General features: G+C 64.6%; 18 protein-coding genes. 13 read left to right on the top strand and 5 right to left on the bottom strand.

Going from position 1 to position 22,641, the window contains the following annotated elements; genetic code table 11:
- Positions 1-42 precede the first annotated feature (42 nt).
- The 10 genes from CQW31_RS08210 to CQW31_RS08155 all read left to right on the top strand — a co-directional run bounded on the left by CQW31_RS08210 (position 43) and on the right by CQW31_RS08155 (position 13,161).
- A complete protein-coding gene (locus CQW31_RS08210; RefSeq protein ID WP_099814271.1) occupies positions 43-942 on the top strand; it encodes a chemotaxis protein in 900 nt (299 codons plus the stop codon).
- Positions 943-1,040: 98 nt separating this feature from the next.
- Positions 1,041-1,352, top strand: a complete 312-nt coding sequence (locus tag CQW31_RS08205; RefSeq protein ID WP_054887527.1) for a hypothetical protein — start codon at positions 1,041-1,043, stop codon at positions 1,350-1,352.
- Complete coding sequence (locus CQW31_RS08200) at positions 1,349-2,083, top strand: YkgJ family cysteine cluster protein (protein WP_099814270.1); 735 nt, start codon at positions 1,349-1,351, stop codon at positions 2,081-2,083. Before CQW31_RS08205 ends, CQW31_RS08200 begins: the two co-directional genes overlap by 4 nt.
- A 1,031-nt stretch (positions 2,084-3,114) precedes the next feature.
- A complete protein-coding gene (locus CQW31_RS08185) occupies positions 3,115-4,278 on the top strand; it encodes an efflux RND transporter periplasmic adaptor subunit (protein WP_099814269.1) in 1,164 nt (387 codons plus the stop codon).
- Positions 4,275-7,367, top strand: coding sequence for a multidrug efflux RND transporter permease subunit (locus CQW31_RS08180; protein WP_099814268.1), 3,093 nt, complete (start codon positions 4,275-4,277; stop codon positions 7,365-7,367). Before CQW31_RS08185 ends, CQW31_RS08180 begins: the two co-directional genes overlap by 4 nt.
- A gap of 9 nt (positions 7,368-7,376) precedes the next feature.
- Positions 7,377-8,051 carry a heavy metal response regulator transcription factor gene (locus CQW31_RS08175; RefSeq protein WP_099814267.1) on the top strand — a complete coding sequence of 225 codons (675 nt, stop codon included), beginning with the start codon at positions 7,377-7,379 and terminating at the stop codon, positions 8,049-8,051.
- Positions 8,026-9,429: a heavy metal sensor histidine kinase gene (locus tag CQW31_RS08170; RefSeq protein WP_099814266.1), complete on the top strand. Its 1,404-nt coding sequence runs from the start codon at positions 8,026-8,028 to the stop codon at positions 9,427-9,429. Before CQW31_RS08175 ends, CQW31_RS08170 begins: the two co-directional genes overlap by 26 nt.
- A 288-nt stretch (positions 9,430-9,717) precedes the next feature.
- On the top strand, positions 9,718-9,939 hold the full coding sequence (locus CQW31_RS08165; RefSeq protein WP_054887521.1) for a hypothetical protein: 222 nt from the start codon (positions 9,718-9,720) through the stop codon (positions 9,937-9,939).
- Positions 9,940-10,143: 204 nt separating this feature from the next.
- Positions 10,144-11,478, top strand: a complete 1,335-nt coding sequence (locus CQW31_RS08160) for an OprD family porin (protein WP_099814265.1) — start codon at positions 10,144-10,146, stop codon at positions 11,476-11,478.
- Between the two features lie 186 nt (positions 11,479-11,664).
- The gene (locus CQW31_RS08155) at positions 11,665-13,161 is read left to right on the top strand and encodes a diguanylate cyclase (protein ID WP_099814264.1); all 1,497 of its coding nucleotides are present in this window, start codon (positions 11,665-11,667) and stop codon (positions 13,159-13,161) included.
- Here the strand turns inward: CQW31_RS08155 and CQW31_RS08150 are convergent.
- Positions 13,158-13,634, bottom strand: coding sequence for a PA2169 family four-helix-bundle protein (locus CQW31_RS08150; protein ID WP_099814263.1), 477 nt, complete (start codon positions 13,632-13,634; stop codon positions 13,158-13,160). The two genes, CQW31_RS08155 and CQW31_RS08150, sit on opposite strands and share 4 nt — an antisense overlap.
- 201 nt (positions 13,635-13,835) lie before the next feature.
- Between CQW31_RS08150 and CQW31_RS08145 the strand changes: the two genes are divergently transcribed.
- Complete coding sequence (locus tag CQW31_RS08145) at positions 13,836-14,057, top strand: DUF3820 family protein (protein WP_099814338.1); 222 nt, start codon at positions 13,836-13,838, stop codon at positions 14,055-14,057.
- Positions 14,058-14,178: 121 nt separating this feature from the next.
- Here CQW31_RS08145 and CQW31_RS08140 read toward each other — a convergent pair whose 3' ends face one another.
- From CQW31_RS08140 to ptsP, 3 genes are read right to left on the bottom strand one after another with little or no spacing between them, the layout of a single operon-like run.
- Positions 14,179-15,909: a PTS fructose-like transporter subunit IIB gene (locus CQW31_RS08140; protein WP_099814262.1), complete on the bottom strand. Its 1,731-nt coding sequence runs from the start codon at positions 15,907-15,909 to the stop codon at positions 14,179-14,181.
- Entirely contained in the window at positions 15,906-16,853 is a 948-nt protein-coding gene (gene pfkB / locus CQW31_RS08135; protein WP_099814261.1) for a 1-phosphofructokinase, read from the bottom strand. Before pfkB ends, CQW31_RS08140 begins: the two co-directional genes overlap by 4 nt.
- Complete coding sequence (gene ptsP / locus CQW31_RS08130; protein ID WP_099814260.1) at positions 16,853-19,705, bottom strand: phosphoenolpyruvate--protein phosphotransferase; 2,853 nt, start codon at positions 19,703-19,705, stop codon at positions 16,853-16,855. The genes pfkB and ptsP overlap by 1 nt, the downstream gene beginning before the upstream one ends.
- Before the next feature lie 297 nt (positions 19,706-20,002).
- On the opposite strand from ptsP, the gene cra reads away from it, so the two are divergent.
- Positions 20,003-20,998, top strand: a complete 996-nt coding sequence (cra, locus tag CQW31_RS08125) for a catabolite repressor/activator (protein ID WP_099814259.1) — start codon at positions 20,003-20,005, stop codon at positions 20,996-20,998.
- A 2-nt stretch (positions 20,999-21,000) separates the two neighbouring features.
- Positions 21,001-21,777, top strand: a complete 777-nt coding sequence (locus CQW31_RS08120) for a TatD family hydrolase (RefSeq protein WP_099814258.1) — start codon at positions 21,001-21,003, stop codon at positions 21,775-21,777.
- Between the two features lie 122 nt (positions 21,778-21,899).
- Here CQW31_RS08120 and CQW31_RS32085 read toward each other — a convergent pair whose 3' ends face one another.
- Complete coding sequence (locus CQW31_RS32085) at positions 21,900-22,604, bottom strand: methyl-accepting chemotaxis protein (protein WP_371263271.1); 705 nt, start codon at positions 22,602-22,604, stop codon at positions 21,900-21,902.
- Positions 22,605-22,641 lie beyond the last annotated feature (37 nt).

Below are 22,641 nucleotides of genomic sequence, written 5' to 3'. Positions count from 1 at the left end.
AGGCCGATAACCCGGCATCCCCCGTTTCCCACGAAGGTCACCATGGCCACGCAAAATGCCCGCGCAGACTCGCTGTCGCTGCTGCTGTTCACCCTGCGCAGCGGCAAGCTGATGGCAATCAACCTGCTCAAGGTCAGCGAGATCATTCCCTGCCCGCCACTGACCAAGCTGCCCGAATCGCACCCGCACGTGAAGGGCGTGGCGACCCTGCGCGGCAACTCGCTGTCGGTGATCGACCTGTCCCGGGCCATCGGCGAACGGCCACTGGAAGACCCTCAGGGCGGCTGCCTGATCGTCACCGAGATCAGCCGCTCGCGCCAAGGTCTGCACGTGCAAGCGGTAAGCCGCATCGTCCATTGCCTGAGCACCGACATCAAGCCGCCACCCTTTGGCTCGGGCAACCGGTCGTTCATCACGGGCGTGACCCGGGTCGACAACACCCTGGTGCAGGTGCTGGACATCGAGAAGGTCATCCACGGCATCGCCCCGCCCGAGCCGGAGCCACAGCCGGGCGAGCTGAGCGAGGAAGACGCCAGCCTGTTGGCCGCCGCCAACATCCTGGTGGTCGACGACAGCCAGGTGGCGCTGCAGCAGTCGCTGCACACCTTGCGCAACCTCGGCATCGACTGCCATACCGCGCGCAGTGCCAAGGATGCGATGAACGTGCTGCTGGAGCTGCAGGGCACCGCGCAAGAGATCAATATCATCGTCTCGGACATCGAAATGTCCGAGATGGACGGCTACGCCTTCACCCGTACCCTGCGCGAGACCCCGGACTTCCAGCACCTCTACGTGCTGCTGCACACCTCGCTGGACAGCGCCATGAGCAGCGAGAAAGCCAAGCTGGCCGGGGCCAATGCCATCCTCACCAAGTTCTCCTCGCCCGACCTGACCGACTGCCTGGTGACGGCGGCGCGGACTGTGGTGTTTGCCGAGCGCTGAAGCTCGTGTTGTCATATTCAGCGACAAACTCCCTGGCTTGCCGCCAGGGATGACTCGGGCATAATTCGCGCCCCTCGGACCCATTGCCGGAATCGCGTATGAAGTTTTTCAACTCTCTTCTGATCGCCTGCGCCCTGTTCAGCGGTGTCGCCCAGGCCTCCAGCAGCCAGGCCTGGAACGACCAGCGCCAGCAGATGCTCAAGGCCTGCCTGAAGGCCAGCCAGTTCAAGGATGCCCACGCTCGCGGCAAGCCAGCCGAGTTCGATGACCAGGTCGGTTTCAGCGCCCTGCTGATCGAAGGGGTCTATCCACAGAAGCACATGCAGCAACGCACCGGCACCGAGCTGTGCCTGTACGACCGCAAGCAGCAGCAGGCCTACGTCAGCGAATGGAACCCGGACGCCAAGTGAACGACGGCCTGCGTTTTGCCTGTACCGGTTGTGGCAAGTGCTGCACCGGCCACCATGTGCCATTGACCCTGGACGAAGCGGGCCAGTGGGCTGCTGCGGGTGGCCAGGTGATCGTCTTGATCGAAGGCTTTGTTACCGATGGGCCGGGTATGCCGGCGGACCAGCGCGAGCATGTGCTGCGTCGCTCGTATCCGGTGCCCTGCGGCGGCAGTGAGGTGCGCGTTTCGGTAACTTTTGCTGCATTCAACCCGGGGCGCTGTCGCAACCTCGACGACAACGACCTGTGCAGCATCTATGAAAGCCGACCGCTGGTCTGCCGCATCTACCCGGTGGAAATCAATCCGCATATTCCACTGCGGCCGGAGAACAAGGACTGCCCGCCCGAGGCTTGGCAGCAAGGGCCCGAGCTGATTCACGGTTCACTGCCGGTGGACCCGACGCTGCTGGCGCTGGTGCAGGCTTCGCGGCAGGCGGATCGTGATGATATCGCGGCCAAGGTGGCTATCTGCGAGGCACTGGGGATGACCACCAGCGCGCTCAAGGGCAATGGGTTTACTGCTTATTTGCCGGACATGAGCGCGTTTGCCGCTGCTCTCGCGCAGGCGTCATCAGGGAGCGGGGCTGAGTGGATGCTGCATGTGGAGCAGCCTGAGCTGGTGAATGACTTGCAGGTTCGGGGGTTGCGGACCACTGCTGAAGCGCCGGTCCACTACGCCTTCATTGGGTTTTAGGTAAGCAGGTCCGGCCTCTTCGCGGGCACGCCCGCTCCCACAGGATCACCACAAACCCACGGCCTTGCGCGATACCTGTGGGAGCGGGCGTGCCCGCGAAGGGCCGCAAAGCGGCCCCACTAACGTTCAGGCGCTGCGATTCAAGCCCATTTCCATATCATTGATCGGTGCCTTGGCCATGGCACTGAGAATCCGCGCCGCACTGCCTGCCATCAGGTTCAGAATCTTCCTACAGCGGGTGGCAGGATCGCGTTAGGGCCACGAGGTGCTTGCCACAACATCTTCAGCGCCTATGAGATCGAGCGCCGCCCGCGCGGCGCATCGCGGGCAAGCCCGCTCCCACATCTGTTTCGGGCCAGTCACTCCTGTGAAGCCAACAGGGACCGCCTTGGTGCATGACTGGAGACAGGTGGAGCAGCATCTGTGCCCACCGAGATGCATCGCCGGACCCTGTCGGCTTCCACCGAGATGCATCGCCATACAAACAAGGCGGTCCCTGTTGGCGGCACAGGAGTAACTGGCCCGAAACAGATGTGGGAGCGGGCTTGCCCGCGATGCGCCGCGCGGGCGGCGCTCGATTTCAGCATCACCACAGCACTCTAGGCAGGCACCCTAAAAGCCCACAATTACCTCAAGGCATGCACCCCAAAGCCCACAACTACCCTCAAGGCATGCACCCCAAAGCCCACAATTACCTCAAGCCATGCACCCCAAAGCCCACAATTACCTCAAGCCATGCACCCCAAAGCCCAAAATCACCTCAAGCCATGCACCCCAAAGCCCAAAATCACCTCAAGCCATGCACCCCAAAGCCCAAAATCACCTCAAGCCATGCACCCCAAAGCCCAAAATCACCTCAAGCCATGCCCCCCAAAGCCCACAACAACCTCCAGCCAGGCACCCGCAAGCCCAACACAGAACCCAACCTGTCACCGCTGTCAGCCAGCTGTCACGCTGCCGACCCGGCCACAGCGCTATAAACTCCAATACACACATCCCTTCCCCACCCCTTGGCCAAGGTGCCCGCACCGATGCGACGTCCTTCCCGTTCCATCCTTCTCGCCGCGTTGGCGCTGCTCGCCGTGGTGGCCGTGGGTACCTGGTATGGCCAGCACCAGCAAAGCACCACCACGCATGCGCCAGCGGCGATCCCGGTGCGCGTGGTCAGCGTCGCTCAACAAGACGTGCCGCGCTACGCCAGCGCCATCGGCTCGGTGCTGTCGCTGCACAGCGTTGAAGTGCGGCTACAAGTCGAAGGCGTACTGACACAGGTGCTGGTCAAGGAAGGCCAATGGGTAAAGGAAGGCGACCTGCTCGCCACCCTGGATGACCGCGCAATCCGCGCCACGCTCGACCAGGCCCGTGCCCAGCTCGGCCAGAGCCAGGCGCAGATCCAGGTGGCCGGTGTCGACCTCAAGCGCTACCGCTTGCTCAGCACCGACGATGGCGTGTCCAAGCAGACCCTCGACCAGCAACAAGCACTGGTCAACCAGCTGCAGGCCACGGTCAAGGGCAACCAAGCGGCCATCGCCAATGCCGAGGTGCAGCTGTCATACACGCAGATCCGCTCTCCGGTGACCGGGCGTGTCGGCATCCGCAACGTCGACCCCGGCAACCTGGTGCGCACCACGGATACCCAAGGCCTGTTCAGCGTCACCCAGATCGACCCGATCGCCGTCGAGTTCGCCCTGCCGCAACAGATGCTGCCGACCCTGCAGGCCCTGCTCAAGGCGCCAACCCCGGCGCTGGTCGAGGCATACATGGATGCCGATGGCGAACGCAATCTGCTCGGCGAAGGCCACCTGGCGCTGATCGACAACCAGATCTCGGCCAACACCGGCACGGTGCGGGTCAAGGCCGAATTCGACAACAAGGACGGCCACCTGTGGCCGGGGCAACTGGTTACCATCCGCCTGCGCACCGCGGTAGATGAAAACGCCCTGGTGGTGCCGCCGCCGGTGGTGCAGCGTGGCGTCGACGGGCACTTCGTCTACCGCCTGGACGGTGACAAGGTCACCGCCGTGCCGGTCAAGGTGGTGTACCAGGACAGCAGCCTGAGCATCATCGCCGGGGTCAAGCCGGGCGAGCGCCTGGTGCTCGACGGCCAGTCCCGGCTCAAGCCCGGTTCGCGGGTCGAGGTGACTCCGGACGCCCCACCACCGGCGGAAATGGCTGAGCGCAGGAGCCAGCCATGAATACCCGCAACGGTATTTCCGCCTGGTGCATCGACCACCCGATCGCCACCCTGCTGCTGACCTTCGCCCTCGTGCTGCTGGGCGCCATCGCCTTCCCGCGGCTGCCGGTGGCACCGCTGCCCGAAGCGGACTTCCCGACCATCCAGGTCACCACCCAGCTGCCCGGGGCCAGCCCGGAAACCATGGCATCGTCGGTGGCCACGCCACTGGAAGTGCAGTTCAGTGCCATCCCCGGCATGACCCAGATGACCAGCAGCAGCGCGCTGGGCTCGACCACGCTGATCCTGCAGTTCACCCTCGACAAGAACATCGACACCGCCGCCCAGGAAGTCCAGGCGGCGATCAACACCGCCACCGCCCGCCTGCCCCAGGACCTGCCCAACCCGCCGACCTGGCGCAAGGTCAACCCAGCCGACAGCCCGGTCCTGGTGCTCACCGTCAGCTCCGCGCAGATGCCCGGCAATGACCTCAGCGACTATGCAGAAACCCTGCTGGCGCGCCAGCTCAGCCAGATCGAAGGGGTAGGCCTGATCAACATAACCGGCCAGCTGCGCCCGGCCATCCGCGTGCAAGCCCAGCCGGAAAAACTCGCCGCCATCGGCCTGACCCTCGCCGATGTGCGCCTGGCCATCCAGCAGACCAGCCTGAACCTGGCCAAGGGCGCGTTGTACGGCGAGCACAGCGTCTCGACCCTCGCCGCCAACGACCAGCTGTTCCACCCCGAGGACTACGCCCAACTCATCGTTTCGTACCACGACGGTGCACCGGTGCACCTCAAGGACGTGGCCAAGGTCATCAATGGCGCCGAAAACGCTTACGTCAAAGCCTGGTCCGGCGACCAGCCGGGGCTCAACCTGGTGGTGTTCCGCCAGCCCGGGGCGAATATCGTCGACACCGTCGACCGGGTGCTGGCGGCGCTGCCCAAGCTGCAGGAAATGCTCCCGGCCTCCATCGAAGTGTCGGTGCTGCAGGACCGCACCCAGACCATCCGCGCCTCGTTGCACGAGGTGGAACTGACCCTGATGATCGCCGTAGCCCTGGTGATCGGGGTGATGGCGCTGTTCCTGCGCCAGTGGTCGGCGACCCTGGTGGTGTCCAGCGTACTCGGCGTGTCGCTGATCGCCAGTTGCGCACTGATGTATGTGCTGGGCTTCAGCCTCAACAACCTCACCTTGGTGGCCATCGTCATCTCGGTGGGCTTCGTGGTGGACGATGCCATCGTCGTGGTGGAGAACATCCACCGACACCTGGAGGCCGGTGACGACAGCCGCACGGCTGCGCTCAAGGGTGCGGGGGAAATCGGCTTCACCGTGGTGTCGATCAGCTTCTCACTGATCGCGGCGTTCATCCCGCTGCTGTTCATGGGCGGCGTGGTCGGCCGGCTGTTCAAGGAGTTCGCCCTGACGGCCACCTCGACCATCCTGATCTCGGTGATGGTGTCGCTGACCCTGGCGCCCACCTTATGCGCGCTGTTCATGCGCCGCCCGCCCGGCGAGCACCACGGTGGCTTCGGCGAGCGCCTGGTGAAGTGGTACGAAAAAGGCCTGGACCGTGCCCTCGCCCACCAGCGCCTGACCCTTGCCGTGTTCGGCGTGACCCTGGCCCTGGCGGTGGTCGGTTATGTCGGCATCCCCAAGGGTTTCTTCCCGCTGCAAGATACCGGTTTCATCCTTGGCACCACCGAGGCGGCGGCGGACGTGTCGTACCCGTCGATGGTCGAGAAGCACCTGGCGCTGGCGAAGATCATCGGTGACGACCCGGCAGTGCAGGCATACTCGCATTCGGTGGGGGTCACCGGCAGCAACCAGACCATCGCCAATGGCCGTTTCTGGATCGCCCTCAAGCCACGCGGTGAGCGTGACGTGTCGGCCAGCGAGCTGATCGACCGCCTGCGGCCGAAACTGGCGCAGGTACCGGGCATCGTCCTGTACATGCGCGCCGGCCAGGACATCAACCTCAGTTCCGGCCCGTCGCGCACCCAGTACCAGTACGTGCTCAAGAGCAACGACGGCGTGGCCCTGAACCTTTGGACCCAGCGCCTGACCGACCGCCTGCGGGAAAACCCGGTGTTCCGCGACCTGTCCAATGACTTGCAACTGGGCGCCAGCGTCACCCGCATCGACATCGACCGCCAGGCCGCGGCGCGCTTCGGCCTGACCACCACGGATGTCGACCAGGCGCTGTACGATGCCTTCGGTCAGCGGCAGATCAGCGAATTCCAGACCGAGACCAACCAGTACAAAGTGATCCTCGAACTGGACGCCAAGCAGCGCGGCAAGGCCGAGAGCCTGAACTTCTTCTACCTGCGCTCGCCGCTGACCAACCAGATGGTGCCGCTTTCGGCCCTGGCGCATGTCGCGCCACCCAGTACCGGCCCGCTGTCGATCAGCCACGACGGCCTGTTCCCGGCCGCCAACCTGTCGTTCAACCTGGCCCCCGGCGTGGCCTTGGGCGATGCGGTGACGATCCTCGAACGCACCCAGCGCGAACTGGGCATGCCCGACTCGATCAGTGGCAATTTCCAGGGCGCGGCCCAGGCCTTCCAGAGTTCGCTGGCAAGCCAACCCTGGCTGATTCTCGCCGCGCTGGTGGCGGTGTACATCATCCTCGGCGTGCTCTACGAGAGCTTCGTCCATCCCCTGACCATCATCTCCACCCTGCCCTCGGCCGGGCTCGGGGCGTTGATACTGCTCTGGGCCATGGGCCAGGATTTCAGCATCATGGGCCTGATCGGCGTGGTGCTGCTGATCGGTATCGTCAAGAAGAACGGCATCCTGCTCATCGACTTCGCCCTCGAAGCCCAGCGCCACCAGGGCATGACACCCGAGCAGGCGATACACCAGGCGTGCCTGACGCGCTTCCGGCCGATCATCATGACCACCCTCGCCGCCTTGCTCGGCGCGGTGCCGCTGATGCTCGGCTTTGGCGCCGGCGCCGAGCTGCGCCAACCACTGGGCATCGCCGTGGTCGGCGGTTTGCTGGTGAGCCAGGCGCTGACACTGTTTACCACCCCGGTCATATACTTGGCCCTGGAGCGCCTGTTCCATCGCCGCCAGGACGCCCGTGCGGCGGCGCCAAGTGCCAGCTAGGACAAGACCATGCGTGTGCTGATCATCGAAGACGAAGAAAAAACCGCCGACTACTTGCACCGCGGCCTGACCGAGCAGGGCTTTACCGTCGACCTTGCGCGCGATGGCATCGACGGCTTGCACCTGGCCCTTGAAGGCGACTACGCAGTGATCGTGCTCGACGTGATGCTGCCGGGCCTGGACGGCTACGGCGTACTGCGCGCACTAAGGGCGCGCAAGCAGACGCCGGTGATCATGCTCACCGCCCGCGAGCGCGTCGAAGATCGCATCCATGGCCTGCGCGAAGGCGCAGACGATTACCTGGGCAAGCCGTTCTCGTTCCTTGAACTGGTCGCCCGGCTGCAGGCCTTGACGCGCCGCAGCAGCACCCACGAACCATTGCAGATCCAGGTCGGCGACCTGTGGATCGACCTGATGGCGCGCAAGGCCAGCCGCGCCGGCCAGCGCCTGGAACTCACCGCCAAGGAATTCTCGCTGCTCAGTGTGCTGGCCCGACGCCAGGGCGAAATCCTCTCCAAGACCGCCATCGCCGAGCTGGTCTGGGACATCAACTTCGACAGCGACGCCAATGTCGTCGAGGTGGCGATCAAGCGCCTGCGCGCCAAGCTCGACGGGCCGTTCGACAACAAACTGCTGCACACCATCCGAGGCATGGGCTATGTCCTGGAAAACCGCGCCGCTTAACTCCATCGCCCTGCGCCTGTCGGCACTGTTCATCCTGGTGGCGCTCGGGGTGTTCGTGCTGATCGGCTCGGCGCTGTACCGCCAGGTCGACCGCAGCCTGGACCTGCTGCCGGCCGCCGAACTGGATGCGCGTTTCAGCGTGCTCGAATCCACCCTCAACCGCTTCGGCACACCTGAGCACTGGGCCAAGATCAACAACAAGCTCAACCTGCTCAGCGAGGAGGACAAGCGCATCCGCTTCTGGGTGGTCAGCAGCAACCCGGCCTACGAATATGGCCGCCCCAGCGAACTGGTCCGTGCCTTTGCCGAAGGCCCGCCGGGGATGCGCGAGCTGCACCTGCCCGAACGCCCTTACCCGTACAAGGTGCTGGTCAGCGAACTCCCGGCCCTGGGCGAGCGCCCGGCGCTGCGATTTCTGATCGGCATCGACACCGAGACGTTCTGGCAGGCCCAGCACAGCCTGCTGGTGGCCATCGTCGGCCTGGCAGTGCTCGGTGTGCTGCTGGCTTCGGTGCTGGGTTACTGGGTGGCGCGCATCGGCCTGCGACCGCTGCTGGCGTTGTCGGTCGAGGCCCAGGCACTGGCACCGCCGCGCCTGGATGGCCGCTTGCAGACGCACAACCTGGCACCGGAACTGGCGCAGTTCGCCGGTGCCTTCAATGCTGCGCTGGACCGGGTCAGCCAGGCCTATTCGCGGCTGGAAGCGTTCAACGCCGACGTTGCCCATGAACTGCGCTCGCCGCTGACCAACCTGATCGGCCAGACCCAGGTCGCCCTCACCCGCGGGCGCAGCGCCGAGCATTACTTCGAAGTGCTGCAATCGAACCTGGAAGAGCTGGAGCGCCTGCGCAGCATCATCAACGACATGCTGTTCCTCGCCAGCGCCGACCAGGGCAGCAAGGCCACCGCCCTGACCCAAGCCTCGCTGGCCGAGGAAGTGGCCACCACCCTCGATTACCTCGACTACATCCTCGAAGACGCCCAGGTCAGCGTCACCGTCAGCGGCGACGCCTATGCGCCCATCGAAAAGGCCCAGCTGCGCCGGGCGTTGATCAACCTGTTGAACAACGCAGTGCAGCACACGGCGCCGCACCAGGTCATTCGCGTGCATATCGAGGCTGGGGCGGAACAGGTCTGCATTGCCGTGAGCAACCCAGGGCCGGCCATCGACGATGCGCACCTGCCTTTGCTGTTCGAGCGGTTTTACCGGGTGGATGCGGCGCGCAGCAACAGTGGCGGTGGCAACCATGGATTGGGGTTGGCGATCGTCAAGGCGATTGCGTTGATGCATGGCGGGGAGGTGTTCGTGCGCAGCGGTGACGGCGCCAACACCTTTGGCATGCTCCTGCCGATCCTGAAGCCTGCGCGACCAGTGTAGGAGCGGCCTTGTGTCGCGAAAGGGCTGCGAAGCGGCCCCAGATTTTCTGCTATGGCGTAGATTGCTGGGGCTGCTTCGCAGCCCTTTCGCGACACAAGGCCGCTCCTACAAAAAACGCGCAAGCTGTCTAGTACGGTGGTTTGCGGCCAAAGTCCTATTGCCTTTTTCGCCATCATTACCTTTTGCGCAACAGTGCTTATCGCCAATGACGCTGTTTCCGCAGCACTTTAAGGACTAACTTTACCCCCGTCCTCATAGCACTTGCCCCGCAAGAAGGTAGTTTCAAACATGTCCAACAGTATGGGTATTGCCAGCGTTTTCGTTCTGTCTTCCCTGTTGTTGTCGCCCCTGGCCATGGCCGAAGAATCCCCGGCTTTCGTTGCTCGCACTGCAGAACTTGCCGCTGTTCACCAAGACTCCCGCGAAGCCCTGGCACACAAGGCCGACGCCGGAAAAGACGCAGAACAGACAGCTGCTAAAGTTTCCAGCGACGCCAATGCCGATAGCTGATCGCGCGTCGCACCCGCTCCCGTTTTCCCTTGGCTACGCCATGGGCACCGTTGGTGCCGATATGTTAGCCTTTTAAAGCCGCTGCCGATCAGCGGCTTTTTTTATGTGCGCTAACTCTCAGCCCCGCTGTAACGTACCCCTATAAAAAGATGCACATTCAAAAATAAAAACTGCCCCACCGCCAGACCAAAGGAGCTAGTACCGGTGCCTTCCGCGTTTCGCTTTACCCCGCTGTTCATTGCGTTGACTGCAACGATCCCTTTCGCCGCCCAGGCAGATGAAGACAAGGCTGATGGCTTCATCCAAGGTTCGTCCTTCAACCTGCATTTTCGTAATGCCTACTTCAACCGCGACAACCACAACGCCGACGTGCGCGACACCCGCGAGTGGGGCCAGGGCGCGGTAGCGCGTTTCGAATCCGGTTACACCCCGGGCGTGGTCGGCTTCGGCCTCGACGCCCATGCCATGCTGGGCCTGAAGCTCGACGGCGGTGGCGGCCATGCCGGCACCAGCATCCTGCCCGAGCACATCAAGGACAACGGTGAACTGGGCGCTGCCCCGCACTCGTTCTCCACCGCCGGTGCAGCGGTCAAGCTCAAGGCATTCGACACCGAGCTGAAAGCCGGTGACCTGTTCATCACCAACCCGGTGATCGCGGGCGGTGAAACCCGCATGCTGCCGCAGACCTTCCGCGGCGTGAGCCTGACCAACCACAGCATCGATGGCCTGCTGCTCGAAGGCGGCCAGGTCAGCTTCACCCACCCGTACAACCAGAGCGGCCACCGTCGTATCGACACCTATTACGGCGCCCTGGACGAACACGACAAGAGCAAACACCTGAACTGGGCGGGCGCGTCGTGGAGCGGTACCGAGAACATCACCACCAACCTGTACGCGGCCGAGCTGAAGGATATCTGGAACCAGTACTACGCCGACTTCGACTACACCTACGTGGTCAACGACCTGGTCAGCCTCAACCCAGGCGTGCACTTCTATCACACCCAGGACACCGGCCAGGCGCTGCTGGGCAAGATCGACAACAACACCTACAGCGTGCACTTCACGGTCAACGCCGGTTACCACAGCGTCACTGCCGCCTACCAGCGGGTCAACGGCAACACGCCGTTCGACTACATCAACCTGGGCGACAGCGTGTACCTGGACAACTCGCGCATGTATTCGGACTTCAACGCCCCTAACGAGCGGTCGTGGAAGCTGCAGTACGACTACAATTTCGCCGGTATCGGCATCCCGGGCCTGAGCACTTCGCTGTCGTACTCGCGCGGTGAGGCAGACCTGACCAAGGCCACCCAGGACACCAGCCACTACGACTACTACCGCGCCGATGGCAAGAACGCCATGCACTGGGAGCGGGACCTGGATGTGAAGTATGTGTTCCAGGAAGGCGACCTGAAGGATCTGGCGGTGCAGCTGCGCTACGCCACCCACCGGGGTAGCCAGGGCTATGCATCGATCGACAGCAACAGCGACAACGATGAACTGCGGGTGATCGTCGATTACCCACTGAACATTTTCTGATCTGAGGCCGCTGGCGAGGGCTTTGCCCTCGTTTCGCGACACAAGGCCGCTCCTACAGGGGCCTGGTGTCGCGATTAGGCTCAAAGCTGCCCCACAAGCATTTCCGTCGGACAAATCTTGTCCGACAATCCACGCTTCCCTAGAATGTCGCCCGCCGCAAATGGCCCTGCCTCAGCAGTAGCGCGCATGCCCACTCGATCACCGCGTTTCGCTTTCTACAGGTCGCACCCCGAGCTGATCCTCAACCTGGGCAGTTGCCTTGCCGTGCTCGCCATCGTGGCCATCGTCGGCTACTTGCTGGCTCGCGAGCGCGATAACGTCGAGCAATCGGCGATACGCTCCTCCAGCAACATCGTGCAGTTGATCGAAAGCGATATCCTGCGCAACGTCGAACTCTACGATCAGTCCCTGCGCGGACTGATCTGGGCCGTGCGACACCCGGAGCTATTGAAGGTTGCCCCCGAACTGCGCCAGCAGATCCTGTTCAATCAGACCTTCGCCGCCCCGGTGCGAGGTGACATCCTCTGGCTGAATGCCAAAGGCGATGTGGTAGGTGACTCGATCAGCATCAAACCACGCCAGGCCAACTTCGCCGACACACCGGCGTTCCAGGCTCATCGCGACAACCCGCGCCTCGGCCTGTTCATCAGCCCGCCCTTCAAGGCAAGGCTGGGCGACCTCGACTGGTGCATCAGTTTCAGCCGGCGCATCTCTGCGGATGACGGTTCCTTTGCAGGGTTGGCCGCAGGCGCGTTGCGCCTGTCCTATTTCAATCAGCTGTTCCAACGCCTGGACATCGGTGATGAGAGCAGCATCAACCTGCTCAATACCGACGGCCAGTTGCTCGCCCGCCAGCCAACCCGGGACAAGGACCCGCTGATTGGCACCAACTTCGGCGACCGGCCCAACTTCAAACGCATCCTGGGCGAACGCAGCGGCAGCTTCACCGCCAGGTCCAGCATATATGGCACCCAGCGCATCTATACCTTCGCCCGGGTTGCCGACCTTCCCCTGATCGTGCTGGTGGTGCATTCGGCCGAGGAAGTGTTCCAGTCGTGGCGACGTACCGCCATCGTCGTCGGCGTCGCAACCGGGGTTTTGTGTATCGGGATTCTCTGGCTGACCCTGCTGCTGGGGCGCGAATTGCGCCGTCGGCACGAGGCCGAACTAGGCCTGGCGACCCTTGCCGCCACGGACAGCCTGACCGGGCTGGCCAACCGTCGCCGGCTGGATCAAGTGCTGCGGCAGGAATGGTCACGTGCCGTGCGCAACCGCAAACCGTTGGCACTGCTGATGGTGGATATCGATCATTTCAAGGCATTCAACCAGCGGCACGGCCACGCCGGAGGCGACCACGCGTTGCGCGAGGTGGCCCATACGCTGCAACAGTGCATCCGCCGACCTGCTGACCTGGCAGCACGTTACGGCGGAGAGGAATTCCAGGTGGTCTTGCCTGAAACCGCACTGAGCGGCGCATTGCTGCTGGCTGAAAGCATCCGCGCGCGCGTGCAAGGGTTAGCGCCATTCGGCGACGACGAGCGCTCGGTTACCGTCAGCATTGGGGTCAGTGTCTTCACCCCAGGCACCCAGCAGGACCTGGCGCAGGTGCTGGGTGCTGCGGATGAAGCCCTCTACCGGGCCAAGGCCAATGGCCGTAACCGCGTAGAGGGGCCACTCGATTAGGAGCGTGCGCGGGCCGCGTTACGCAGCGCCTTCACCTGGTCATGGTTGCGCTGTACGCCCTGCAGTTGCTTTTCCACCAGCGCGTAGCTCTGATCGCTGGCCTGGCGGCCCAGCTTGACCAGTTTCTCACGGGCTTCCTTGTAGGCCTTGAGGGCATGGTCTTCGCCGCGCTCGACTTCATTGAGCACCGCTTCCTCATCCTTGCCGGTGACCATCGACTTGAGATTGACCCAGCCACGGTGCAGATCACCGCTGATGCTGGTGGAGGTTTCCGGGTCACCGCCCAGGCGGCGCACTTCGCTCTGCAGCTCGGCTGCTGCATTGGCGCACTCACCGGCACGCTGGACGAAGAACGCCTTGAGTTCGGGGTTCTTCACATCATCGGCCGAGGCCTTGAAGCCCTTTTCGCCATCCTTGCTGTACTCGATCAGGTCGTTGAGCACGTCGATCACGTCTTTGTTGGGGTTGCTCATGGCACAAACTCCTTGGCAGGTGATAGTCACCATTACCAGAGCAGCCTTCATGCCAAGCTAAGCAATGCAATTAAATCGTTTTAAATCAGTAACTTAAAAAATAGATAACCGAACAGCGAAACGGCGTTATGCATGATTGCCGCTTGGGTAGTCGTGCAGATTGCAGTATGGTCGCCGCACATTCACAGCCAGGCTTCGTCGATGAAACCGGAAATGCTCGAACTGCTGGTTACCCGCAGCATGCCTTTTGGCAAATACCAGGGACGGATTATTGCCGACCTGCCAGGGGATTACTTGGCCTGGTTCGCACGCAAAGGGTTTCCTGCAGGGGAACTGGGTGGGTTACTGGCCTTGATGCACGAGGTCGACCACAACGGCCTGGCCGATCTGCTGGTGCCGTTGCGGCAGAAGCATTGCCGGTAGCCTGTGCTGGCCCCTTCGCGGGCATGCCCGCTCCCACAGGAATTCTACTGATCCGTGGATCATGCGATCCCTGTGGGAGCGGGCGTGCCCGCGAAGAGGCCGGCACTGCCAACAGAATGCTCTAGCCTTTCACCGGCGCCACAGCCAACTCCGCCCGCTCGCTCTTCTTGATCACTGCATACACCACTGCCGTCACCAGGCTCCCCGCCACAATCGCCAGCAGATACAAAAGCGCATGGTTGATCGCATTGGGGATCAGCAACACGAACAGCCCGCCGTGGGGCGCCATCAGCTTGCAGCCGAAGTACATCGACAGCGCGCCGGTCAATGCACCACCGGCAATGCTCGCCGGGATCACCCGCAGCGGGTCCTTGGCGGCGAACGGGATCGCACCTTCGGAGATGAAGCACAGCCCGAGCGCCAGCGCCGCTTTGCCCGCCTCGCGCTCGCTCTGGGCGAACTTGCGGCGGGCGAGGAAGGTGGCGATGCCCAGGCCGATCGGCGGGACCATGCCGGCGGCCATGGTCGCCGCCATCGGCGCATAGCTCGAAGAGGCCAGCAGCCCCACCGAGAAGGCATAGGCGGCCTTGTTGATCGGCCCACCGAGGTCCACGCACATCATGCCACCCAGCAGCAACCCGAGCAGGATGGCGTTGGTGGTGCCCATGCTGTCGAGGAAGTGCGTCAACCCTTCGAGCATCGCCGCCACTGGCTGGCCGACCACATAGATCATCACCAGGCCAGTGAACAGGCTGGCCAGCAGCGGGATGATCAGGATCGGCTTGAGTGCCTCCAGGCTGCTCGGCAGGCGCGCCCAGCGGGCGATGGCCTTGGCGCTGTAGCCGGCGAGAAAGCCGGCAACGATGCCGCCAATGAAACCGGCACCCAAGGTGCTGGCCAGCAGCCCGCCGATCATGCCCGGCGCCAGGCCCGGGCGGTCGGCGATGGACCAGGCGATGTATCCCGCAAGCAGCGGCACCATCAACTTGAATGCCGCCTCGCCTCCGATCTGCATCAGCGCGGCCGGCAGGGTGCCCGGCTGCTTGTAGGCCTCGATGCCGAACACGAATGACAGGGCAATCAGCAAGCCACCCGCCACCACCATCGGCAGCATGAACGAGACACCGGTGAGCAAATGCTTGTAGACGCCGTTTTTCTCAGCCTGGGCCGGGGCCGCTGCTGCTGCATCCCCAACACTTTCAACCTTGGCTTCTACCAAGGCCTTTTCCAGGGTCGCATGCGCCTGCTTGAGAGCGATACCGGTGCCGCAACGGTAGATACGCTTGCCTGCGAAGCGTGCCGTCGGCACCTCGATGTCCGCCGCCAGCAGCACCACATCGGCCTGCGCGATGGCCTGGGCCGACAGCGGGTTGCGCGCACCGACCGAGCCTTGGGTCTCGACAGCAAGCTGGTAACCACGTTGTTGCGCGGCCTGTTGCAAGGCTTCGGCAGCCATGAAGGTATGGGCGACGCCGGTCGGGCAGGCGGTCACCGCAACAATCCGTACAGCCGCTGAAGGGGCGACGCTAACCGGTTGCGCGGCCAGCACCGCGGCCTTGCCTGCCGCCTCCTCGAGAAAGCCCTCGCGGTCGGCCAGGGCCTGGGCCGGGGTACTCTGGTATACGCGCTTGCCGGTGAAACGCGCGAGGTCGACCGGGCCGGTGCTGACCACCAGCACCCAATCGGCCTCGGCGATCTGCGCAGGCGTCAGTTGGCGTTCAGGATGTTCGGCATCCTGCACTTCGACACTGGTGCTCCAGCCGCGGCGTTGGGCGGCAGCCGCCAGCAGGCGAGCACTGAGCACGCTGGACACCTGCCCATTGGGGCAGGCGGTGACGATGGCGATGTTCATCGGCAACCCTCTTGTTGTTCTGTCAGTTGCACGGCGGCTTCAAGGCGCACCAGCTGCTCGTGGTCGCAGATGCCGAAGCCGACCTGGGTCACCGCCTGTGCGGCGATGGCGGTGGCGCGGCGCAAGGTCTGCTGCGGGCTTTCCGCCGCCAGCAGGCCATGGACCATGCCCGCGACCAGCGAATCTCCCGCGCCCACGGTACTGGCTACCCGCACCTGCGGCGGCCGCGCCTGCAGCGCTTGGCCAGCGGTGAACCAGCTCACTCCCTGCTCGCCCGCCGACACCACCACATGCTCGACACCGCTGGCCAGCAGTTGCTGGGCCGCGGCACGTTGCTCGGCGGCGGTTTGCACGGCCAGACCGAGCACTTCGCCCAACTCTTCGGTATTGGGTTTGACCAGCCAGGGGGCACTCTGCAGGCCAGCACGCAATGCCTCGCCACTGCTGTCGAGCGCCACCTTCAGCCCTTGCTGCCGCAGTTGTTCAAGCAGCTGGCGGAACCACTCGGGGCTGATCCCGCGCGGCAGGCTGCCGGCGACCACCACCGCGTCGTGCCCGGGCGCTACCTGCTGCAAGCGGCGCAACAACTCGGCGCGGTCGGCATCGTCGACATCCGGCCCCTGGCCATTGATGTCGGTGACCCGGCCATCGGCTTCGACCAGCTTGAGGTTGCTGCGGGTTTCACCGCCCACCCGCACGAAGCAGTCGGCAAACCCGCGCCGGGCGATCAGCGCTTCGAACGGTTGCAGGTTGTCGCGGCCCAGAAAGCCCCCGACGGTAACGCTGTGGCCCAGATCAGCCAGCACCTGGGCCACGTTCAGGCCTTTGCCTGCAGCGTGGCTTTGCTGGGCCTGGGCACGGTTGACATGGCCTGGGCGCAAGGCGTCGAGGCTGACGGTAATGTCCAGCGCCGGGTTCAGGGTCAGGGTGAGAATCTTGGCCATCAGTAACGCTCCACCAGCGCGCGAACCGCCGCAGCGCTGTCCTGTTGCAAGGCCTCGCGCGCCAGGGCGCGGGCCGTTTGGTGATCCACCTGGCGCACCAGGGCTTTGACTTCGGCGATGCTGCGGGCAGCCACGCTCAGCTCGTCGACATCCAGGCCCAGCAGCACGGCAACCGCTTGCGGGTCGGCAGCCAGTTCGCCGCAGACGCCCACCCACTTGCCTTCGGCGTGGGCGGCACGCACGGTCATGTCGATCAGGCTCAGCACCGCCGGGTGCAGGCCGTCGGCCTGGGCAGAAAGGCTCGGATGGCCACGGTCGATAGCCAGGGTGTACTGGGTCAGGTCGTTGGTACCGATACTGAAAAAGTCCACTTCACGGGCCAGCTGCGGCGCCAGCAAGGCGGCGGACGGTACCTCGACCATGATCCCGACCTGCAGGTCGGCGACCGGGATTTCCAGGCGCAGGCGCTCGACCATCGCACGCGCTTCGCGCCATTCGTGGATCTGCCCGACCATGGGGAACATGATGCGCAAGGGACGCTGATCGGCGGCGCGCAGCAAGGCGCGCAGCTGGTCTTCCATGATCTGCGGGCGTTGCAAAGTCAGGCGCACGCCGCGCACGCCGAGGAACGGGTTTTCCTCGGCATCGATCGGCCAGTACGGCAATGGCTTGTCGCCCCCCACATCGAGCGTGCGCACGACCAGTGGCCGGCCGCCGAGGCCATCGAGCACGCGGCGGTATTCCGCTTCCTGGGTAGCCACGTCGGGGGCCTGCGAATGGGCCATGAAGATCAGCTCGGTACGCAGCAGGCCAACGCCTTCGGCGCCTTGGTCCACCACCTTGTCGATGCCACTGCTCTCGCCGATATTGGCGAACACTTCGACGGCATGGCCATCGCGGGTTACCGCCGGCTGATGGCGTTGGGCCCAGGCGGCTTGCAAGCGTTGTTCGCGCAGGTCACGCTCGGCCAGGGCGCGCTGCAGCTGGTCGGCGGGCGAGGCGATGCTGACCCTGCCACGCTGGCCGTCGAGCAACAACGGCGTGCCGGACGCGAGCAGCAGGATCGCCGGGCCCGCGCCGACCACCGCCGGGATACCCAGGGCACGGGCCACGATCGCGCTGTGCGCGGTGGCGCCGCCGTAGGCGGTAACGATGCCAGCGACACGGGCCGGGTCCAGGCGGGCGACATCGGATGGGCCAACCTCGCCCATCACCAGCACATAGGGTTGCTCAGGCTCGGCCTGGGCCTGCACGCCGCACAGCTGGGCCAGCACCCGGCGGCCAATGTCGCGCAGGTCGGCAGCACGCTCGGCCAGCAGGGCATCGTGCAGCGCTTCCTGCTGACGCGCTGCCGCTTCGATCACCGCCATCCAGGCGGCGGCCGCACTCTCGCCCTGTGCCAGGCGAGCGTCGACATCGTCGCTCAGGGCCGGGTCGGCGAGCATTTCCTGATGGGTGACGAATATCTCGCCAATCGACGGGTCGCTGCGCTGCACCAGCGCCTGCAACTCGCCGTTCACGGCCTCCAGTGCATCGCGGAGTTTCAAGCGCTCCTGGGCGGGCGACTCGCCACGCAGTGGGTAGTCGATATCCCGTTCGACGCAGACATGCGCCGGCCCGCTGGCAATCCCGGGGGATGCACTGACCCCCTGGACGCAGCTGCCGGCAGCAGGCGCCTGAAGCGGTGCGGCCGCATTGGCGACGACTGGGCTGGGGGTTGGCAGCAGCGGCTCAACCGCTTCGCCCAGGCCCTGTTCGATCGCGGCCAGCAGCACTGGCAAGGCATCCGCGGCGATCGACGGTTCAGCGGTCAACTCCAGTTCCTGACCGCGGCGGGCGCCGAGGCTGAGCAGTTTGCTCAGGCTCTTGATCGACACCGCCGGCTGCGCGCTGTCGAGCACACGCACACGGATATCGCCTTCGAAGCCCTTGGCCAGTTGCGCCAACACCTTCGCCGGGCGAGCGTGCAGCCCATGCGGGTTGGCCAGCACGATCCGCACACTGGGCCAGTCAGCCGGAGCCTCGCCGCCCAGCACCTCCAGTACGGCGCGGCTGCTGGTGGCCTGGTAGAGGGTTTGCCCACGGCCTTCGATCAGCACTTCGCATAGGCGCTCAAGCAGCGCCTGATGGGCCGCGCCGAGGCTGGCCAGGCAGAACAGGCCATTGAGCGGCTGGTCGCGATAACGCAGGGGCTGCTGCGGGGTGATGAAGGCAAGGCCCGGTTGACGCACCTGGCGCTCGCTGTGCAGCCACCACAAGCCCTCACCCAGTGGCAGGGGGTCGGCCTGTTGCAGCACGGCAGCGAAGCCGCTGTCGACACAACCGGCGCGCTGCAGCAGACGCGCACCGCGCCAGGCCAGCTCGTCGAAATCTTCGGCCGGCAGGTTCAGGCCGACCAGCTGCGCATCCAGCGCCAGTTCCTGCGGCGCACCTTGCAACAGTTTGAGCAACGCCTCGGCAGAGCTGGCCCGGCGCAGCGCCTCGGCCAGGTCGGTTTCACCGAGGGCACGGGTCAACAGCTGCAGCAGGCGCAGATGCTCGTCGGAACGGGCGGCAATGCCGATGGCCAGGTAGACGATCTGGCCATCCCCCCAGTCCACACCTTCAGGGAACTGCAGCAGGCGCACGCCGGTGGCGAACACCAGCTCGCGCGTTTGCGGGGTGCCGTGCGGGATGGCGATGCCCTGGCCAAGAAACGTCGAGCCTTGCGCTTCGCGCGCCTGCAGGCCGTCGAGATAACCGTCGGCAACCAGGCCGTCGGCAACCAGCTGCTCCGCCAGCAGGCGCAGCGCCGCTGACTTGTCGGCGGCCTTCTGGCCCATGGCTATCTGCTCTTTGGCGAGCTCGAGCATGACCTTCTCCTTTTGCAGCCCCGGCTTGGTTTTGATGCCGGGTACTGAGGTATTGTTGTGATATTCACGGAATCAGCCAGTTCGACGGCCTTGCAAGGCCGACAGTCGAGGCAGAAAAATCAATAGCTGAAACGTTTAATCTGACCAAGCGGCCACGTTACTCGATAATCTTCCGAGGAAAAAGCCCCATCCTGTCGGACAATTGCGACAATGGTCGTCTGCGCGTGGCGGCCAACCCGGGTCAAACTACCCGGTCCTGGTTCCGTAGCCAGTCCCGGTAATAACAAGGAAAATTCGGTGAAACTCAGCGATATCGCCCGTCTGGCCGGTGTGTCAGTGACCACTGCCAGTTATGTCATCAATGGCAAGGCCGAACAGCAGCGCATCAGCAACAGCACTGTCGAGCGGGTGCGTGCGGTGGTCGAGGCCCATGGCTTCACGCCCAACCCGCAAGCAGCCGGCCTGCGCAGCCGCCACACCCGTACCCTGGGCTTCATTCTCCCGGATCTGGAGAACCCCAGCTATGCCCGCATCGCCAAACAGTTGGAACAAGGCGCCCGCGCCCGGGGCTACCAGCTGCTGATCGCCAGCAGCGACGACCAGCCCGACAGCGAGCGCCAGCTGCAGCAGCTGTTCCGCGCCCGCCGTTGCGATGCCCTGTTCGTCGCCAGCTGCCTGCCGCCAGAGGACGACAGCTACCGTGAGCTGCAGGACAAAGGCCTGCCAGTGATCGCCATCGACCGGCGCCTGGACCCGGCGCACTTCTGCTCGGTGATCAGCGACGACCGCGATGCCAGCCGCCAACTGGCCGACAGCCTGCTGGCCACCGCGCCGAAAAGCATTGCACTGATCGGTGCCCGCCCTGAGCTGTCGGTCAGCCAGGCCCGCGCCGGTGGTTTCGACGAAGCGATGCAAGGGTTTGCCGGGGTGATCCGCCGCTATCAGGGCGAGGGGTTCAGCCGTGAATGCGGCCAACGCCTGATGCAGCAGCTGATCGACGAGCATGGCGGCCTTCCGGACGCCCTGGTAACGACCTCGTATGTGCTGCTGCAAGGGGTGTTCGACACCTTGCAGACGCGCCCGGCCGATTCGCGCCAGCTGCACCTGGGCACTTTCGGCGACAACCAGTTGCTCGACTTCCTGCCGCTGCCGGTCAACGCCATGGCCCAGCAGCACGGCCTGATCGCCGCCACCGCACTGGAGCTGGCCCTGGCCGCCATCGAGGAAAAGCGCTACGAGCCAGGCGTGCACGCCATTGGCCGAACCTTCAAGCAACGCATCAGCGCGGCCTGACCATGCGCCTGATCGACACCCACACCCACCTGGACTTCCCCGACTTCGACGCCGACCGCCCGCGCCTGCTGGCCAATGCGGCGGCGCGCGGGGTGGAGCGCATGGTGGTGTTGGGGGTGTACCAGGCGAATTTCCAGCGGGTGTGGGACCTGGCCTGTGCCGAAGACGGCGTGCATGCGGCCCTGGGGTTGCACCCGGTCTACCTGGAGCAGCACCGGCCGGAGCACCTGACGCAACTGCGCGAGTGGCTGCAGCGCCTGCATGGCGACCCACGGCTGTGCGCGGTTGGCGAGTTCGGCCTGGACTACTACCTCGAAGCGTTGGACAAGCAACGCCAACAGGCGCTGTTCGAAGCCCAGCTGCAGATGGCCTGCGACTTCGCACTGCCTGCCCTGCTGCATGTGCGCCGCAGCCATGCCCAGGTGATCGCCACGCTCAAGCGCTACAAGCCGGCGCGTGCAGGGGTGATCCATGCCTTTGCCGGCAGTTACGAAGAGGCGCGCGAGTACATCAAGCTGGGCTTCCGGCTTGGCCTGGGCGGCGCAGCGACCTGGCCGCAGGCGTTGCGTCTGCACAGGACCCTGCCGCGCCTGCCGCTGGACAGCATCGTGCTGGAGACCGATTCGCCCGACATGGCCCCGGCGATGTTTGCCGGCCAGCGCAACAGCCCGGAGCATCTGCCCGAGATTGCCGAAGCGCTGGCCGAGCTTATGGGCATCGAGGCTGAGACACTGGCTGAGGTCAGCAGCAGGAATGCCTGTGAGCTTTTTGGCTGGTAGCACTGGCCTCTTCGCGGGTAAACCCGCTCCCACAGGTATTTCACTGAGCCTGGGTGTTGCGGGTCCCTGTGGGAGCGGGTTTACCCCCGAAGGGGCCAGAGCAGGCAACACATGAGTCGGCCCTAGACCCTGAAGGCCCCGATCAAACGCTTCAATTCCACTACCTGCGACGAAAGCACCCGGCTGGCATCCTCGGCCTGGCAAGCGCCTTGGGTCGTATCCTGCGACGCCCGGTTGATCGCGACGATGTTGCGGTCGATGTCATGGGCGACCGCCGTCTGCTGCTCCACCGCCGCGGCGATCTGTTGGTTCTGCTCGACAATGCCTCCCACTGCCCCAAGGATGTTGCCCAACGCCTGCTGGACCTGGCGTGCTTCATCCACAGTACCCGCAGCCATCTCATGGCTGCTGTGCATCGCCCGCACCGCCTGCTCCACGCCATCGCGCAGACGCTGAATCATCTGCGCGATCTGCGCGGTGGAGTCCTGGGTACGCCGGGCCAAGGTACGTACTTCATCGGCCACCACGGCAAATCCCCGGCCCTGCTCACCGGCCCGCGCCGCTTCGATGGCGGCGTTCAACGCCAGCAGGTTGGTCTGCTCGGCAATGCTGCGAATCACCTCCAGCACCTGGCCAATGGCCTGGCTGTCATCGGCCAGCCGATTGATTGCCAGCACGGTCTGGTCGATTTCCTCGGCGAGGCGACCGATGCTCTGTTGCTGGCTGGCCACCAAGGTACGGCCGCTGACGCTTTCCAGATTGACCTGCTGGGCGCCGTTGGCCGCCAGCGCGGCACTGCGCGCCACCTCTTGCGCGGTGGCGCTCATCTGGTTCATCGCCGTGGCCACCTGTTCGATCTGTTCA

The organism is Pseudomonas sp. 382 (assembly GCF_002759075.1).
In the GTDB taxonomy this organism is placed as follows: domain Bacteria; phylum Pseudomonadota; class Gammaproteobacteria; order Pseudomonadales; family Pseudomonadaceae; genus Aquipseudomonas; species Aquipseudomonas vlassakiae.
Note: the sequence above shows the minus strand (reverse complement) of the source record. Positions and strands in the feature narration are given on the sequence as shown.